General features: G+C 58.5%; 13 protein-coding genes and 2 pseudogenes. 7 read left to right on the top strand and 8 right to left on the bottom strand.

Annotation, left to right across the window (positions count from 1 at the left end):
- Positions 1 to 350 precede the first annotated feature (350 nt).
- Both ACA064_RS16005 and phaC read left to right on the top strand, forming a co-directional pair.
- Positions 351 to 1,277 (top strand): alpha/beta fold hydrolase, encoded by a 927-nt coding sequence (locus ACA064_RS16005; RefSeq protein ID WP_497668978.1) that lies wholly within the window; start codon positions 351 to 353, stop codon positions 1,275 to 1,277.
- Between the two features lie 110 nt (positions 1,278 to 1,387).
- Positions 1,388 to 3,073 carry a class II poly(R)-hydroxyalkanoic acid synthase gene (gene phaC / locus ACA064_RS16000; protein ID WP_497668977.1) on the top strand — a complete coding sequence of 562 codons (1,686 nt, stop codon included), beginning with the start codon at positions 1,388 to 1,390 and terminating at the stop codon, positions 3,071 to 3,073.
- 415 nt (positions 3,074 to 3,488) lie between these two features.
- Here the strand turns inward: phaC and ACA064_RS15995 are convergent, their stop codons facing one another.
- Both ACA064_RS15995 and ACA064_RS15990 read right to left on the bottom strand, forming a co-directional pair.
- Positions 3,489 to 4,541 carry an AraC family transcriptional regulator gene (locus ACA064_RS15995; RefSeq protein WP_497668976.1) on the bottom strand — a complete coding sequence of 351 codons (1,053 nt, stop codon included), beginning with the start codon at positions 4,539 to 4,541 and terminating at the stop codon, positions 3,489 to 3,491.
- A 316-nt stretch (positions 4,542 to 4,857) separates the two neighbouring features.
- Positions 4,858 to 5,401, bottom strand: a pseudogene (locus ACA064_RS15990) (SDR family oxidoreductase).
- Between the two features lie 225 nt (positions 5,402 to 5,626).
- Here ACA064_RS15990 and ACA064_RS15985 point away from each other — a divergent pair.
- The 5 genes from ACA064_RS15985 to ACA064_RS15965 all read left to right on the top strand — a co-directional run bounded on the left by ACA064_RS15985 (position 5,627) and on the right by ACA064_RS15965 (position 10,228).
- The gene (locus ACA064_RS15985) at positions 5,627 to 6,142 is read left to right on the top strand and encodes a DUF4142 domain-containing protein (protein WP_497674257.1); all 516 of its coding nucleotides are present in this window, start codon (positions 5,627 to 5,629) and stop codon (positions 6,140 to 6,142) included.
- A 72-nt stretch (positions 6,143 to 6,214) separates the two neighbouring features.
- A complete protein-coding gene (locus tag ACA064_RS15980; protein WP_497668975.1) occupies positions 6,215 to 6,637 on the top strand; it encodes a hypothetical protein in 423 nt (140 codons plus the stop codon).
- A 66-nt stretch (positions 6,638 to 6,703) separates the two neighbouring features.
- On the top strand, positions 6,704 to 7,225 hold the full coding sequence (locus ACA064_RS15975) for a cupin domain-containing protein (protein ID WP_497668974.1): 522 nt from the start codon (positions 6,704 to 6,706) through the stop codon (positions 7,223 to 7,225).
- A gap of 160 nt (positions 7,226 to 7,385) precedes the next feature.
- On the top strand, positions 7,386 to 9,947 hold the full coding sequence (gene ligD, locus ACA064_RS15970) for a DNA ligase D (RefSeq protein ID WP_497668973.1): 2,562 nt from the start codon (positions 7,386 to 7,388) through the stop codon (positions 9,945 to 9,947).
- A 50-nt stretch (positions 9,948 to 9,997) separates the two neighbouring features.
- On the top strand, positions 9,998 to 10,228 hold the full coding sequence (locus ACA064_RS15965; RefSeq protein ID WP_497668972.1) for a hypothetical protein: 231 nt from the start codon (positions 9,998 to 10,000) through the stop codon (positions 10,226 to 10,228).
- A 112-nt stretch (positions 10,229 to 10,340) separates the two neighbouring features.
- Here ACA064_RS15965 and ACA064_RS15960 read toward each other — a convergent pair whose 3' ends face one another.
- The 6 genes and pseudogenes from ACA064_RS15960 to arcA all read right to left on the bottom strand — a co-directional run bounded on the left by ACA064_RS15960 (position 10,341) and on the right by arcA (position 15,567).
- Complete coding sequence (locus tag ACA064_RS15960; protein ID WP_497674256.1) at positions 10,341 to 11,297, bottom strand: LysR family transcriptional regulator; 957 nt, start codon at positions 11,295 to 11,297, stop codon at positions 10,341 to 10,343.
- Positions 11,298 to 11,528: 231 nt separating this feature from the next.
- Positions 11,529 to 11,669 (bottom strand): annotated as a pseudogene (locus tag ACA064_RS15955) (alcohol dehydrogenase catalytic domain-containing protein); the annotation flags it as partial.
- 33 nt (positions 11,670 to 11,702) lie between these two features.
- Entirely contained in the window at positions 11,703 to 12,065 is a 363-nt protein-coding gene (locus tag ACA064_RS15950) for a DUF5064 family protein (protein ID WP_497668971.1), read from the bottom strand.
- Between the two features lie 62 nt (positions 12,066 to 12,127).
- Positions 12,128 to 13,057, bottom strand: a complete 930-nt coding sequence (arcC, locus tag ACA064_RS15945; RefSeq protein ID WP_497668970.1) for a carbamate kinase — start codon at positions 13,055 to 13,057, stop codon at positions 12,128 to 12,130.
- A gap of 165 nt (positions 13,058 to 13,222) precedes the next feature.
- On the bottom strand, positions 13,223 to 14,233 hold the full coding sequence (locus tag ACA064_RS15940) for an ornithine carbamoyltransferase (protein ID WP_150643922.1): 1,011 nt from the start codon (positions 14,231 to 14,233) through the stop codon (positions 13,223 to 13,225).
- A 77-nt stretch (positions 14,234 to 14,310) separates the two neighbouring features.
- Positions 14,311 to 15,567, bottom strand: a complete 1,257-nt coding sequence (gene arcA / locus ACA064_RS15935) for an arginine deiminase (protein WP_497668969.1) — start codon at positions 15,565 to 15,567, stop codon at positions 14,311 to 14,313.
- Between the last annotated feature and the right edge of the window lie 35 nt (positions 15,568 to 15,602).

The raw sequence follows: 15,602 nt of genomic DNA, 5'->3' as shown, positions 1-15,602 counted from the left end.
TGATAGCGTCGAGGTGGGTTGGATAGCTCACGGTTCGTCGGAATAGTTCAGTTTGCGCTTGCATGTGAGAGATCGCCTGCTTAAATCAGAGCCTCGGGTCGATTAGTGACTTAGCGGTCACAGCGAGCGTCTGAGCGTCCTCGCGCAGCTGTGTTCCACGGGGGAATTCTCTGCTTTGGCGCACGAACATCACCTGATTGTTCTTTGTAATTGCTTGAAATAAAACAACTTATTAGTTTATTTGTCTGTGCTCAAATTGGGGGCCGGGCGTTCTGCAATCTAATAAACGGTCCTGCGAACAGCCGCTCACGCTGTTCTGCGAACCAGACTTGTGCCGGAAGGATAACGACATGAAGCCAGAGACTGCCATCGTCGAGATTTTCAACAAGTACAAGGTTTATACCGAACACTATTTAAACAGCGCCGCAGACAAGACCATCATTCTGGTCAATGGCTCGCTGGCAACCACTGCATCTTTCGCTCAAACAGTGCGTTACCTGCAGCCGCAGTTCAATGTGGTTCTCTACGACCAGCCCTACGCCGGCCAGTCGCGACCCCACAACCGTTACGACCAGCCGATCCGCAAGGAGGACGAAGCAGAGATACTGCTGGAATTGGTCGAACACTTTTGCGCCGACCATGTGCTGTCGTTCTCCTGGGGCGGTGCGGCCACCCTGTTGGCACTCGCTCAGCAGCCGCGACGGATTGAGAAGGCGGTGATCAGTTCATTCTCGGCGCGGGTCAATAAGCCGATGCGCGACTACCTGGAGAGCGGCCTGAGTCTTCTGCATGCCTGCGACCGCTTCAACGTTGGCCGCCTGGTCAACAACACCATCGGCAAGCACCTGCCGTCGCTGTTCAAGCGCTTCAACCACCGCCATATCAGCAGCCTGGCCGAGCACGAATACAGGCAGATGCATTTCCACATCAATGAGGTGCTGACCCAGGACACCCGCTGCTACGTCGACTGCGCCGATGCCATCGAGATTCCGCTGCTGTTCGTCAACGGCGAATGGGACGAGTACACCTCGGCGCAAGACGCCCGGCTTTTCGCCGGCCATGTCCGTCAGTGCCAGTTCAGCACCATCAAGAACACCGGGCACTTCCTCGATATGGAGCACAAGGCGGCCTGGCAGGAAACCCGGCAGGCGTTACTCGGCTTTCTGCAGCCGGCTTCCAGCCTGGTCAAGCCCAAGTGCACGCCGTCGCTGGGCAACCGGCACCGTTATGCAGCCAGTGACCGTATCTTTGCGGCGCATAGCCACTTGCCCCGCTAGAGAGTCCTGGCTCTGGATGGATTTTTCGCACGGCAGTCTGGCGTGCGTTGGTACAAGTCCTTTCTGTTTGGCGCTATGACAAATCAGAATACGACGATGGAGTTTGGTCCATGCGAAAGAAACCAGCGGCGGGCGTTACGCCCGTACCCGCGTCCTTTAAAAAGGAAAAACCAAGCGCAACCCTCAGCTTGAGTGGCCGCAATCTGCTCCCCACGCTGCGTACCCTGGCGCTGCAGGGCGCCAAGCAGCCGATCCTCAGCGCCCGCCATGCGCTAGCCCTCGGCGGTCAACTGGGCCGCGTGCTGTTCGGCAAGACATCGCACCAGGCCCTCGCCGAGGATGCGCGCTTCCAGGACCCGTCCTGGCACCTCAACCCCTTCTACCGCCGCAGGTTGCAGGCTCATCTGGCCTGGAAAAAGCAACTGAACGCCTGGATCGACGAGAGTCACCTGGCGGCCGACGATCAAGCCCGCGCGCGTTTCATTTTGGCCCAGCTCGGCGATGCGCTGTCGCCGTCCAACAGCCCGCTCAATCCGCTGGCGGTCAAGGAGTTGTTCGATACCGGCGGCGCCAGCCTGGTCAAGGGAGTTGCTCATCTGCTCGACGACCTGCGGCACAATGGCGGCATGCCCAGCCAGGTCAGCAAACAAGCCTTCGAGGTCGGCCGCAATATCGCCACCACCCCTGGCGCCGTGGTGTTTCGCAACGAGCTGCTGGAGCTGATCCAGTACCAGCCGATGAGCGAAAAACAGTATGCCCGCCCGCTGCTGATCGTGCCGCCGCAGATCAACAAGTACTACATCTTCGACCTCAGTACGCAGAAGAGCTTCGTTCAGTACGCGCTGAAGAACGGCTTACAGGTGTTCATCGTCAGCTGGCGCAATCCGGACGCTAGCCATCGCGAGTGGGGTCTATCGAATTATGTCCAGGCCATCGAAAAAGCCCTCGATGTGACCCGCGCCGTCAGCGGCAGCAAAGAGGCCCACCTGATGGGCGCTTGCGCTGGTGGCCTGAGCATCGCCGCGCTACAAGGCTACCTGCAAGCCAAACGACAACTGCGTAAAGTCGCCAGCGCAACCTACCTGGTCAGCCTGCTGGACAGTCAGATCGACAGCTCGGCCATGTTGTTTATTAATGAGCGAACCCTGGAAGCTGCCAGACGCCGGTCCTTTAAGCAAGGCGTGCTGGATGGTCGCGACATGGCCAAGATCTTCGCCTGGATGCGCCCCAATGACCTGATCTGGAACTACTGGATCAACAACTACCTGCTCGGCAAGCAGCCCCCGGCGTTCGACATCCTCTACTGGAACAACGACAACACCCGCCTGCCGGCCGCCCTGCATGGAGATCTGCTGGACTTCTTCAAACACAACCCACTCACGCACCCTGGTGGCCTGGAGATCTGCGGCATGCCGGTCAACCTGCAGAAAGTCACGGTCGACAGCTTCAGCATCGCCGGGATCAACGACCACATCACGCCCTGGGACGCGGTCTATCGTTCGACCCGACTGCTCGGTGGCGAACGACGCTTCGTGCTTTCCAATAGCGGGCATATCCAGAGCATCCTCAACCCGCCAGGTAATCCCAAGGCTAGTTACCTGGAGAATGACAAGCTGCCGTCAGACCCGCGGGCCTGGTATTTCGACGCGCAGAAGTACGAAGGCAGTTGGTGGCCAGAATGGCTGGGCTGGATTCAGGCGCGCTCTGGTGAGCAAACCGAAACCCGGCTGGCGCTGGGCAACCGCAACCACCCGCCAATGGAAGCCGCACCCGGTACCTACGTGCATGTGAGTTAAACCCTGAACATTGAACAGACTGGCGGGGTTTATTACCCATTGTAGGAGCGAGCTTGCTCGCGATGGACGTCAACGATAACGCGTGTTTTCTGAATAAACGCGCCGCCCTTGAGTCCATCGCGAGCAAGCTCGCTCCTTGGGGTAATGCTGTTCACTTAAGAAAATGGATGGCGGCCTGAAAGCCCACCGGGTTTTTTCTTTGGTGTACATATCCGTTTCTGCAGCAACGGATATGTACCCAATCAACAAAATACGGGCAGGCCGGCTCTTGATGCATCGCCCCCTCGCTACGCCTATGTGTGCCTGAAACCCCGAGCTTAAGTGAACAGCATTACGCTCCTTGGGGGGCTTTTTCCGGCCAGTTTCCGTCGCGTTCCGGTGACCAGAAGAAAACCAGATTGAGCAGGGACATTCCTTAACCGACTAGACGGATCTTGGTTTCCTTGACCTCAAGCGCCGATTCGTTGGCTCGATACTGACCGGGGGTCATGCCGAACCAGCGGGTGCAGGCCTTGTGGAAACTGCTGTGGTCATGGAAGCCGAGCAGGAAAGTCACCTGCTTCATATTGAAATGGGAATGCCGCAGGTAGAAGTCGGCCAACTGCCGACGCACATCGTTTAGGACATCCTTGAATTGCGTGCCATCCTTTTCGAGTGCCCGTTGCAGCGTTCGCTTGCTGAGATTCATCGCAGCCGCAATCGATTCCATATCACACTGAGCCTCTTGCCCCTGACTCAGGCGCTCGGTGATCAGCGCACGAATCCTGCACACGATGGTGAGGCCGTACAACAGCTCCAGCTGAGCTTCGGCAAAACTGTCATGGAGCGAGGCCAACTTCTCGTTGGCCATGCCCAGCGGACGCAGAAGCTCCTGGCCATCGAACAGGATGCTGTCATAGGCCGCCCCGAAACGCAGCTCACAGCCAAACAGTCGTTGATGCTCGCGGATGTCTTCCGGCTGGGGATAGCTGAACTCCACGCTCAGCGGTTGCGGTGATTTGCCACCGGTCAGCCAGCGGCAGAAAGCCAGCAGCGAACCAAGACTGGCATCGGTGTACTGCCGTGGCTTGATCGAACCGCGCTGCTGGTGATCGAGCGCGGCCAGGCGGTAATGCTGCTGTTCCTGGACAAAAAACAGACTGAAGCCCGTGCTGATCAACGGGCTGAAACGAACCAGGCGTTCGAGGGCTTTTTTCAGGTTCAAGCTGGACATCATGGTGTAGCCAACGATCTGAAAAGTACCCGGATGGAAGTTCTCGTAGGCTTTCAAACCGATGTTCGGATCGCCGGAAGCCTGAGCCGCCAGATCCCATAGATGATAGATAGCGCTTCGCGCGCAGAATCCTCCCGGGGTGTCCGCGAGTTTTATATCAAGTCCAGCTTCCTGGCACAGAGTGGCGACATCCAGTCCTTGCGCCGAAAGCGTATTCACCAGCATGCCGGCATAACCTGAACTCATTCTATACATGACGACCCCCGACTCCCTGTTAAACCAGACATCCTTTACCGCTCAAGCGAAATCGGCGGCCTTGTTGTCGGGAATCTCGGGTGAACCGCGAGGGGGTGGTGATGGGACACTAGCGTGTCGTTCATTGCAGTACCCTCTTGATTGACCTGTTGTTATTTTTTTGGGGCTCAACCTGCTCTGTTGTGTTGGCAGGCCGGCTCGGGCAACGAAGAGCTGATTGCCGAGAGCATGCCGGACCATGATGGTGTATGAACTTGAACCAGTTTGTACCACGTTGAACGTATTTGTCTCCTGGTAATCATAAGTGGCGCTTGGCTCAAAGCATGGGCTTGCCCCCGGTGACGCCATAACGCGAACCGGAAATATAGCTGCCTTCATCCGAAACCAGCAGCACGAAGATCGGCGCCACTTCGATCGGCTGCCCGGGACGCCCCAAGGGCGTTTGCGCGCCAAAATTGCAGGCTTCTTCTGGTGGCATGGTCGAGACAATCAACGGCGTCCCAATCGGCCCCGGTGCGACGCTGTTGACCCGTATGCCTTTGTCACCGAGCAGTTGCGCCAGGCCGCCGGTGAAGTTGGCATTGGCGCCCGGCCTGCTCGACCCACCGTCGGTTTCCCGGGCATCGTCATGTTCATCCAGATATGAAACCGCCACATCGGCCCCTTCACGTGCATAGGCAATCGCCACGGCACGTCCAATGCCGCTGTCAGCACCGGTGATCAGGGCGATCTTGCCGGCCAGGCGGTCGTGGCCGGCATAACTCTGTTCGCCACAATCGGGGTAAGGCTCCATTTTGCTCTGCGAACCAGGGACGTGTTTGCGGTTGGGGTGGAAACGGAGGAACGGGATAGTCGCGCATGGCGGTGGCTCCTGGGTCCAGGGTTGAACGCTGTTTCCATTGGAAGCCGGGCAACAATCGAAGTTGAAAATGATTGCGCGGGGGGCGACGAATGGAATTGCGTTCAACACCAGGCAGTGGCCGCTGAACTGAATAGAAAAAAGATGAACCTCTGCAAAATCCCGGGACTCAGAACAGATAGCGGTAACCAAAACAATTCCGGAATCACGAGACGAGGACTTCATGATGAATACTCTGTTGCGCAGCGGCGCTTTCGCTCTGGCTTTCACACTTGCCGGGGCCGTGCATGCGGCCCAGGATGCTGATGATTTTGTCGAAGAGGCGTCGGCCAAAGGCATTGCCGAAGTCGAGGCGGGTAAACTGGCCCAGGAAAAGAGCACATCCAGCGACGTCAAAGCGTTTGCTGACATGATGGTCAAGGATCACGGACAGGCCATCGAGAAACTCACGGCACTGGCCACCAGCAAACAGCTCGAAGTCTCTACCGATGCCGAGCTGATGGACAAAGCCAAAGCGATGATCCTTGAGTTGCGTAACGCCAAGTCCTTCGACCAGGCCTATGCCAAAAATCAGGTCAATGCTCACGAAGCGGCCATCGACTTGTTTAAGGATTATGCCAAAGACGGTACCGATGCCGAGCTCAAGGCCTTTGCCCAACAGACATTGCCAACGTTGCAAGAGCACCTGGAGAAAGCCAAGGCGCTGGCCGCAGCGCATGGCGGTAATCAGGCCAATCCATAACCGCAGGTTAGCCGAAGGCCGGCGTCTCGGTGCCAGTCTTCGGCGCAGCCGCAAGCGTCAGGGCATGCAGATATGAACACACACACATTCATTCTGGGGCTGGCCATGCTGGTCAGCGGCTACAGCCATGGCGCTGCCTGCGATGTTTTTACCCGCTCGCAAAGCAGCGCAGTGCCGAGTGTTGAAACCCACACTTGTTACCAATTCACCGGTGTGCCGCCGGATGCAATCAATTGGTCATGCGGCAATGAGAGCAAGGAAATGCTCACCAGTGAAAAACGCCGGGTCGCACAGTGCCAGACCGGCTCGGTTGGCCGCTGCACCGCGACACTGACCCAGGAGGGTCTGACCAATCCGCACTCGACTAGCAAGGTACCCGGGCAGGATTCGCCGAACATTCCCCAAGGCGCGCAGGTGGTCACCTATTACTACCAGACCGCGCACCTGCCACAGGCACGCAAAGACTGCGAAATGGCGGGCGGTCGTTGGGAGTGACCCCTCTCCAGATAAACCTCTCGTAACGCAGCGGCTCAGAATTCTATTGCCCTGGAGATCGTCGATATGAGTACGCCTACCGATAAATCGCCCTTGCAGATGTACTTCAATGACGACGGGCAAACGCCCAACAGCCGTTTACCCGTGTTGCTATATCGCCAGGTTGCGCTGCATCGCCCCGACAAGGCCGATGAATTGGAAGGGTTATTCGAGGCTCATCACTGGTCAGCCCTGTGGCGCGCCCAGGTGTTTGATTATCACCATTACCACTCTACTGCCCACGAGGCACTGGGTGTCGTCAGAGGAGAGGCGTTATTGATGCTCGGCGGCCTATCCGGTGCCGAGGTCAAGGTCGGGGAGGGCGACGTGCTCGTGTTTCCGGCCGGCACCGGGCATTGCAGTCTTGAGCAAAGCGCGGACTTCCTGGTGGTGGGGGCCTACCCCAAAGGCCAGGAAAACTATGATATTCAGCGACCAGACGTAATGAATCACAGCTCGTCAGTGGCACGCATTGCCAAGGTGCCTTTACCTGCGGCCGACCCGGTCCAGGGACTGGAAGGTGCCTTGGTTAAAGCTTGGGCGTGCTGAACCCGGCCAATGTGGCGGCTTAGGCTGATTGACCAGGGTTCCCACCGCTTATCCGGTCTTGCACAACAAGAAATGAACTGGCACCTGTGTTTTTGCCTCCGTTAACAATAGAGGGTCTGTATATAAGAGGAGCCTGACCAGCCCGAGTCGCAGGTGAGCCATGAGCAAAAATCTGGACGACTACAATCGCATGCGAGACTTCGCCGCCACGCCGGAACCTGCGGCGAGGAAATCAGAAAAGCGCTCGAAAAAAACTGCGCACGCCTTGCAGTTCTGTATTCAAAAGCACGATGCCTCTCGACTGCACTATGACTTTCGCCTTGAGCTCGATGGCGCGCTCAAGAGTTGGGCGGTGCCAAAGGGGCCGTCGCTGGACCCCAAGGTAAAGCGCCTGGCGGTGCACGTCGAAGATCATCCGATCGATTACGCCACGTTCGAGGGCAGCATTCCCGAAGGGCATTACGGCGCCGGCGATGTGATTGTCTGGGATCGCGGGGTGTGGATACCCCAGGAAGACCCTGCCAAAGCCTATGAAAAGGGTCGTATGAAGTTCGAGTTGCAGGGCGAAAAACTCGGCGGTCTGTGGAATCTGGTGCGCACCCACATGCCGGGTAAGCAAGAGCAATGGTTTCTGATCAAGCATCAGGACAGTGCGGCGAAGCCCGAGGCAGAGTATGACGTGGTCAAGGCCGAGCCGGACAGCGTCCTTAGCGACCGCACGATCCTCCCCAAGGCGCAAGGCACGGACAAACCCAAACCCATCAGAAAAAAGCCGGCCCCTGCGCAAAAGCACAAAACGCCGCAATTGACCGGTGCGCGCAAGGCCAAACTGCCAGAGCTGCTCAAGCCGGAACTGGCGACACTGGTCGACAGCGCACCGGACGGCGACTGGAACTATGAGATCAAGTTCGACGGTTATCGAATTATGGCCCGCGTCGATCACGGCAACATCCAGCTGTTCACCCGTAATGGGCACGACTGGACTCACAAGCTGCCCAAACAGGCAGAGGCCCTGGCTGTTCTGGGTCTGGAGTCTGCCTGGCTTGACGGTGAAATGGTGGTGGCCGACGAGCAGGGAGTCCCGGATTTTCAGGCCCTGCAAAACGCCTTTGACTCGGGTCGCAGTGGCAACATCGTTTACTACCTGTTCGACTTGCCCTACCTCAATGGCGTTGACCTGCGAGAGGTGCCCGTCGAGGAACGAAGGGCCGCCCTGGCGACGGTGCTTAACCTTAACGAAGATCCGCTTCTGCGGTTCTCCGAGTCATTCGGCGAGACCCCCGATGCCTTGCTGAACAGCGCCTGCGAAATGCAGATGGAGGGGTTGATCGGCAAACGTCTTGGTTCGCCTTATGTGTCCCGGCGCAGCGCTGACTGGATCAAACTCAAGTGCAAAAATCGACAGGAGTTTGTGCTGGTCGGTTATACCGACCCGAAAGGTGCGCGCAGTGCCTTTGGGGCGTTGCTTCTGGGCTTGCATGACATAGACAGCGGCGAATTGCGCTATGCGGGGAAGGTGGGGACCGGCTTTAACGAAGGGACCCTCAAGAGCATTTACCAACAACTCAAACCTCTGGAGACGAAAAAGCCGGCTGTGGTCAATCCACCGAGCGGTTTTGAGGCTAAAGGCGTGCATTGGCTGAAACCGAAGTTGTTGGCGGAAGTCGCCTATGCCGAAATGACCAAGGATGGGTCGGTACGCCATGCGGTATTTCATGGACTGCGTGACGATAAACCTGCCAGGGACATTACTGAGGAGCGCCCGAAGGGTATGAAAAAACCAGCCAGCGCTGCGAAAAAACCACCCGCCAAGGTCGCATCAACCCAAGCTGTGTCGGGTACCGGCAAAGTGCGTATCACTCACCCTGACCGAGTCATCGATGCCACCAGCGGCACCACCAAAGTGCAACTGGCGCAGTACTATGCCAGCGTCGCCGAGTGGATCCTGCCTCAGCTCAAGGACCGGCCGGTGGCGCTGGTTCGGGCACCTGAAGGCATTGCCGGGGAATTGTTCTTTCAGAAAAACGCCGAGCGTCTGGCCATTCCGGGGATCACAACCCTGGACAAAGACGTCACCGGGCAGCCCGTGATGATCATCAATAACATCGAAGCCCTGGTCGGGGCGGTGCAGATGAGCACGGTGGAGTTGCACACCTGGAACGCCACCTCTGACAACCTGGACAAGCCCGACCGATTTGTCCTTGATCTCGACCCCGACCCCGCATTGCCCTGGAAAAGCATGGTCGAAGCGACACAATTGACCCTCGCGGTGCTCGATGAACTGGGACTCAAGGCATTCCTCAAGACCAGTGGAGGGAAGGGCATCCACCTGGTTGTTCCGTTAACCCGAAAACTCGGCTGGGACGAGGTCAAGGATTTCAGCCACGCGATAGTCAGTCACATGGCCAAGTTGTTACCGGATCGTTTTTCCGCGGTATCCGGACCAAAAAACCGGGTGGGGCGAATTTTCATCGACTACCTGCGCAATGGCCTTGGCGCTACCACCATCTGTGCCTACGCCGTGCGCACTCGCGAAGGGTTGCCGGTGTCGGTACCGATCTTTCGCGAGGAGGTCGCGGAACTGAAAGGCGGTAATCAATGGAATCTGCACAACGTGTATGAGCGCTTGGTCGACGTCGGTGACGGGCCCTGGGCTGAGCTGAAGAAAACCCGACAGTCCATCACCGCTGACATGCGTCGGCGGTTAGGGATGAGGAAGTAGGAAAAATTGAAGAGCCCTCAATTGCAACCTTCACCGTGGAGACCACTACAATGAATCAGTACCCCTTGGATGAAACTGATTCCGAGCACCGTAATCGTCAGGTCGGACAAGCTTTGGGACTCGCTGTGGATGAGGTGACGCAATGGGTAACCCTCATCGAGGAAGATGGTAGCGGCATGGGTTACGTTGTCGAGTTTTCCAAAGCCACGCCAGCGGAAATCCTGGCCAAGGTTCCCGGACTGGGAAGCGATTTAACGATCAATATCGGCCCCATTGATTGATGCTGCGAATAAGACCTTCGGGTGCCCCACTTTGTACAATGCAATTCTGCGTGGGCCCGGGCGCACTTCGAAGGAGCTGGGATCGCCCCATGATGATCGTTTTACAAGGACCTTACAGCGCGTTCGTCCACGGATTTCCCTGAGCGATCTTGCCCTCCAGCCAATCTTTCAGCGCTAGCGTTGCGGAGGACGCAAATTTTGCCGAGGGTCGAATAAGGTAGATCCCTCCTTTTTCCCCCAACTCCCAGTCCGGCAATACTCTTACAACTTCTTTGTTTACCAATGCACGACTGAACAGCCATTCCCCAGCACCCAGGATGCCGGTACCCGCAATGGTCGCGCGCAAAAGCGCTTCACTATCGTTGGACACCAGGGAGCCCTGGGGGCGTAGGGCAAATTGCTCACCTGCGCTGATGAGCTTCCATTCAGGGTAAGACGCCAGTCCCGTGAATCCCAGGCAGTTATGATTTGCCAGCTCCGTGGGTGACTCAGGCCAGCCGTATCGTTCGACATAATCAGGAGACGCGCAAAGAATGCGGCGATGATCGCCGAGGCGCTTGGCAATCAGGCGGCTATCGTCCAGTTCACCTATGCGTATTGCCACATCGAAGCCTTCGGCGATCACATCAACGAAGCGCTCGCTGTAATCCACGGTGACCGTCAAATGCGGATGGGCAGCCAGAAACTCCGGCAGTATCGGCGCCAACCAGAGCCTGCCCATGGCTGCCGGCACAGCCAGCCGCAGATTGCCGCGGACCTCGGCGGCCCCTAGGGCTGCCTCCTGCTCTGCTTCAGCTATCAACTCGGTAGCCAGACGCAGGCGCCTGACAAGGTGGGCCCCGACGTCTGTCAGACGGATGTGTCGGGTGCTGCGCTCGATCAGCCTTACTCCCAGCCGGGCTTCCAGCGCCGCCAAGCGCTTGGAAACGATCGTGGGATGGCGCTGCAAAAGCCGAGCGGCCGCAACGAATGACCCCTGGGATTCGAGCGCCAGCAAAGCGGCAATTTCATCCGTATGGCGGCTGACACCAATCACGAAAGCGCCTAGATGCTTGGCCCACTTGGCCATGATGGCGCCCAGACCGCCGGCGACGCCATACAGCACCATGACAGTTCCCGGCCCCACTGGATAAGTCGTTTTGAGCAGGTACTGTGCCGTGATTCCCTTGAACAGAACGGCTGCGGCGTCGTGGAAGCTGATCGACTCAGGAAGCGGCACCAGTTTCCCGGCCGGAACCAATCGGCCACTGGCGTAGGCACTCAGGGGGCCGGTGGCATAAGCCACGCGATCACCCACTTTAACGTTAGTGACTTCGGGCCCCACCGCAGCGACCCGACCAGCCCCCTCCAGACCCAACCCCGAAGGCAGAGCAACGGGAACCGCGCCGTTGCGCTGGGTGACATCGAGATAGTTAATGATCTCCTGTGGGAGCAAGCTCACTCCCACAGGTTCAGCATTCACAGAAGAATTGGATTATTCCAGATGCTCGGGTTTGACCGGGTCCCCCGATTTCATATCCAGCTGCACCCGCACGTCTTCGAACATTGCATCGTAGTCCTTGTGTGACGAACCGATGCTGCTCAGCGCCTTGGGAATGCCGTACTTCTCTGCGATTTTCGTGACGTTGCTGGCGAAGTTGTAGGCCTGATCCTTGGGCAGGAAGAATGATTCTTTCAGATCCTTGCCCTGGATGCTGCCATGCATCGTGAACAGCATCCCTTTGCCCTCCTTGGGGTCCTGGGTGACTTCATAGTCGATGCGTATGTTGTAGCTGACATCGTCCTTGTTCAGCGCGTGGCGCTCGATGTGCAGATGACCGGGCTCGAACGTGGCCATTGGCGTCTCTCCTTCAAAAGGCATTGAAGTGGGGGGCAGGCGAGGATCCTGACCCGAGGGTTTTATTGGTAAGTGATGCCAAGTGTCGCCGTGCTGATGCGGGTGCCGGCCTTGCCCTGGACGATCGCTTCGATGTCCGAGAGTGAACCGATCACCGCGACTTTGCCAGTGTTGCGGGCGAACTCGCAAGCGGCCTGGACCTTCGGCCCCATGGAGCCGGCGGCGAAGCCCAGCTTGTCCATTTCGTCCGGGTGGGCCTGGGCAATGGCCTTCTGGGTCGGTTGGCCAAAGTCGATATAGGCCGCGTTGACGTCGGTGGCGATCACCAGCAAATCACTGTCCAGCTGTTCGGCCAGCAGCGCCGAGCAGAGGTCTTTGTCGATCACCGCTTCGATGCCCTGGAGTTTGCCGTTGGCACCGTACATGGTCGGGATTCCGCCACCACCAGCACAGATCACGATACTGCCTTTTTCCAGCAGCCATTTTATCGGACGGATCTCGAAGATGCGTTTGGGTTTCGGGCTGGCCACCACGCGGCGAAACTTGTCGCCGTCCGGGGCGATGCTCCAGCCTTTTTCTGCCGCGAGTTTTTCCGCTTCAGCCTTGGCGTAAACCGGGCCGATGGGTTTGGTCGGGGTCTGGAAGGCGGGGTCGTTGGCGTCGACTTCGACCTGGGTCAGCAGGGTGGCAAAGGGCACCTCGAAGTCCAGCAGGTTGCCCAGCTCCTGTTCGATCATGTAGCCGATCATGCCTTCGGTTTCGGCACCGAGGACATCCAGCGGGTAGGGCGTTACCGAGGTGTAGGCGGCCGCCTGCAACGACAGCAGGCCGACCTGCGGGCCATTGCCGTGGGCGATAACCAGTTCGTTGCCGGGATGAATCCGGGCGATCTGTTCGGTAGCGGTGCGGATGTTGATGCGTTGATTGTCCGCGGTCATGGGTTCACCACGACGCAGGAGGGCGTTACCACCCAGAGCAACGACGATACGCATGATGCAGTCCTTCTAAATTCTGAAATGGAACGGCTTGACTCGGTCCCCTGTAGGAGCGAGCTTGCTCGCGATGAACTCAAAAACACCGCGGTGCTCCTGATGCCCCGCGTTATCGTTGACGACCATCGCGAGCAAGCTCGCCCCTACAGTGGTCCGCGTCAGCCGTTAGATATCCGCCAGCGCCGACACCAGGATCGCCTTGATGGTGTGCATGCGGTTTTCCGCCTGCTCGAAGGCGATGTTGGCCGGCGATTCGAACACCTCTTCGGTGACTTCAACGCCATTGGCCAGGTGCGGATAACGCGCGGCGATGTCCTTGCCGACCTTGGTTTCGCTGTTGTGGAAGGCCGGCAGGCAGTGCATGAATTTCACTCGCGGGTTGCCCGAGGCCTTCATCATCCTGGCGTTGACCTGGTACGGCAGCAGTTGCTCGATCCGTTCGTCCCAGGCTTCCACCGGCTCGCCCATGGAGACCCAGATATCGGTGTGGATGAAGTCCACGCCCTTGACCGCGGCTAGCGGGTCTTCGGTGATGGTGATGCGCGCGCCGCTGTCTTCGGCGAAGGCTTTGCACTGGGCGATGAAGTCGGCATGGGGCCACAGGGCTTTGGGGGCGGCGATGCGCACGTCCATGCCCAGCTTGGCGCCGATCATCAGCAGCGAATTGCCCATGTTATAGCGCGCGTCACCGAGGTAGGCGTAGCTGATGTCATGCAGCGGCTTGTCGCTGTGTTCGCGCATGGTCAGGGTGTCGGCGATCATTTGCGTCGGGTGGAATTCAGCGGTCAGACCATTGAACACCGGCACGCCGGCGAACTGGGCCAGCTCCTCGACGATTTCCTGTTCGAAGCCGCGATATTCGATGGCGTCGAACATCCGGCCCAGTACCCGGGCGGTGTCTTTCATGCTTTCTTTGTGGCCGATCTGCGACGACACCGGGTCGATGTAGGTGACGTGAGCGCCCTGGTCGTGGGCCGCGACTTCGAAGGCGCAGCGGGTGCGGGTCGAGGTTTTTTCGAAGATCAGCGCGATGTTCTTGCCTTTGAGGTGCGGCCGTTCGGTGCCGGTGTACTTGGCGCGTTTCAGGTCACGGGACAGGTCCAGCAGGTAGTGCAACTCGCGAGTGGTGTGGTGCATCAGCGAGAGCAGGCTGCGATTGCGCATATTGAAAGCCATTTTGGATCTCCTTGGATGTCGGTCGTCCACCTGCCGAGGCCCTTCATGGGGGCAGCGGCAAGCACGTCAATGATGAATTAGTAGTCGATCGGGTCGCGAATGATCGGGCAGGTCATGCAATGGCCGCCGCCACGCCCGCGTCCCAGTTCTCCGGCGCTGATGGTGATGACCTCGATACCGGCCTTGCGCAACAGGGTGTTGGTGTAGGTGTTGCGGTCGTAGCCGATCACCACGCCGGGCTCCACGGCCACTACGTTGTTGCCGTCGTCCCACTGTTCGCGTTCGGCGGCGAAGCTGTTGCCGCCGGTTTCGACCACGCGCAGGGTTTTGAGATTGAGCGCTGCGGCTACGGTGTCGAGGAAGCTGGTGTCTTCGCGACGGATGTCGATGCCGCCCGGTTTGCTTTCGTCAAGGCGCAGGCTGAAGGCGACGATCTGGCTCACCACTTCCGGGAAGATCGTCACCAGGTCGCGGTCGCAGAAGCTGAACACGGTGTCCAGGTGCATCGCCGCGCGGGATTTCGGCAGGCCGGCGACGATCACCCGTTCCACCGCTTTGTTTTTGAACAGGTTCACCGCCAGTTGGCCGATGGCCTGACGGGACGAACGCTCGCCCATGCCGATCAATACCACATCGTTGCCGATCGGCATCACGTCGCCGCCTTCAAGGGTGGAGCTGCCGTGGTCCTGGTCCGGGTCGCCGTACCAGACCTGGAACTCGGCGTTGGTGAACTGCGGGTGGAATTTGTAGATGGCCGCGGTCAGCAGGGTTTCCTGACGACGGGCCGGCCAGTACATTGGGTTCAGCGTCACACCACCGTAGATCCAGCAGGTGGTGTCGCGGGTGAACTGGGTGTTGGGCAGCGGCGGCAGGATGAAACTGGAGTGACCGAGAAATTCGCGGAACATCTGAATGGTCTTGCCGCCGAAGCTGTCCGGCAGGTCATCGGCGGACACGCCACCAATCAGGAATTCGGCGATCTTGCGCGGCTCCAGGCTACGCAGCCACGAGCCGGTTTCGTTAACCAGGCCCAGACCCACCGAATCGGCAGTGATCTTGCGCTGCAGGATCCAGTCCAGGGCTTCGGGGATCGCAACGATGTCGGTCAGCAGGTTGTGCATTTCCAGCACGTCGACATTGCGTTCGCGCATTTTGGTGACGAAATCGAAATGGTCGCGCTTGGCCTGGGCGACCCACAGCACGTCATCGAACAGCAGTTCGTCGCAGTTGTTCGGGGTCAGCCGCTGATGGGCCAGGCCAGGGGAGCAAACCATGACTTTGCGCAGTTTGCCGGCTTCGGAATGGACGCCGTACTTAACTTTTTCCGTGGTCATTACAGTGATCCTCCATATAGCAAAACAGCCAGGTG

Source organism: Pseudomonas sp. LBUM1658 (assembly GCF_059716055.1).
Note: the sequence above shows the minus strand (reverse complement) of the source record. Positions and strands in the feature narration are given on the sequence as shown.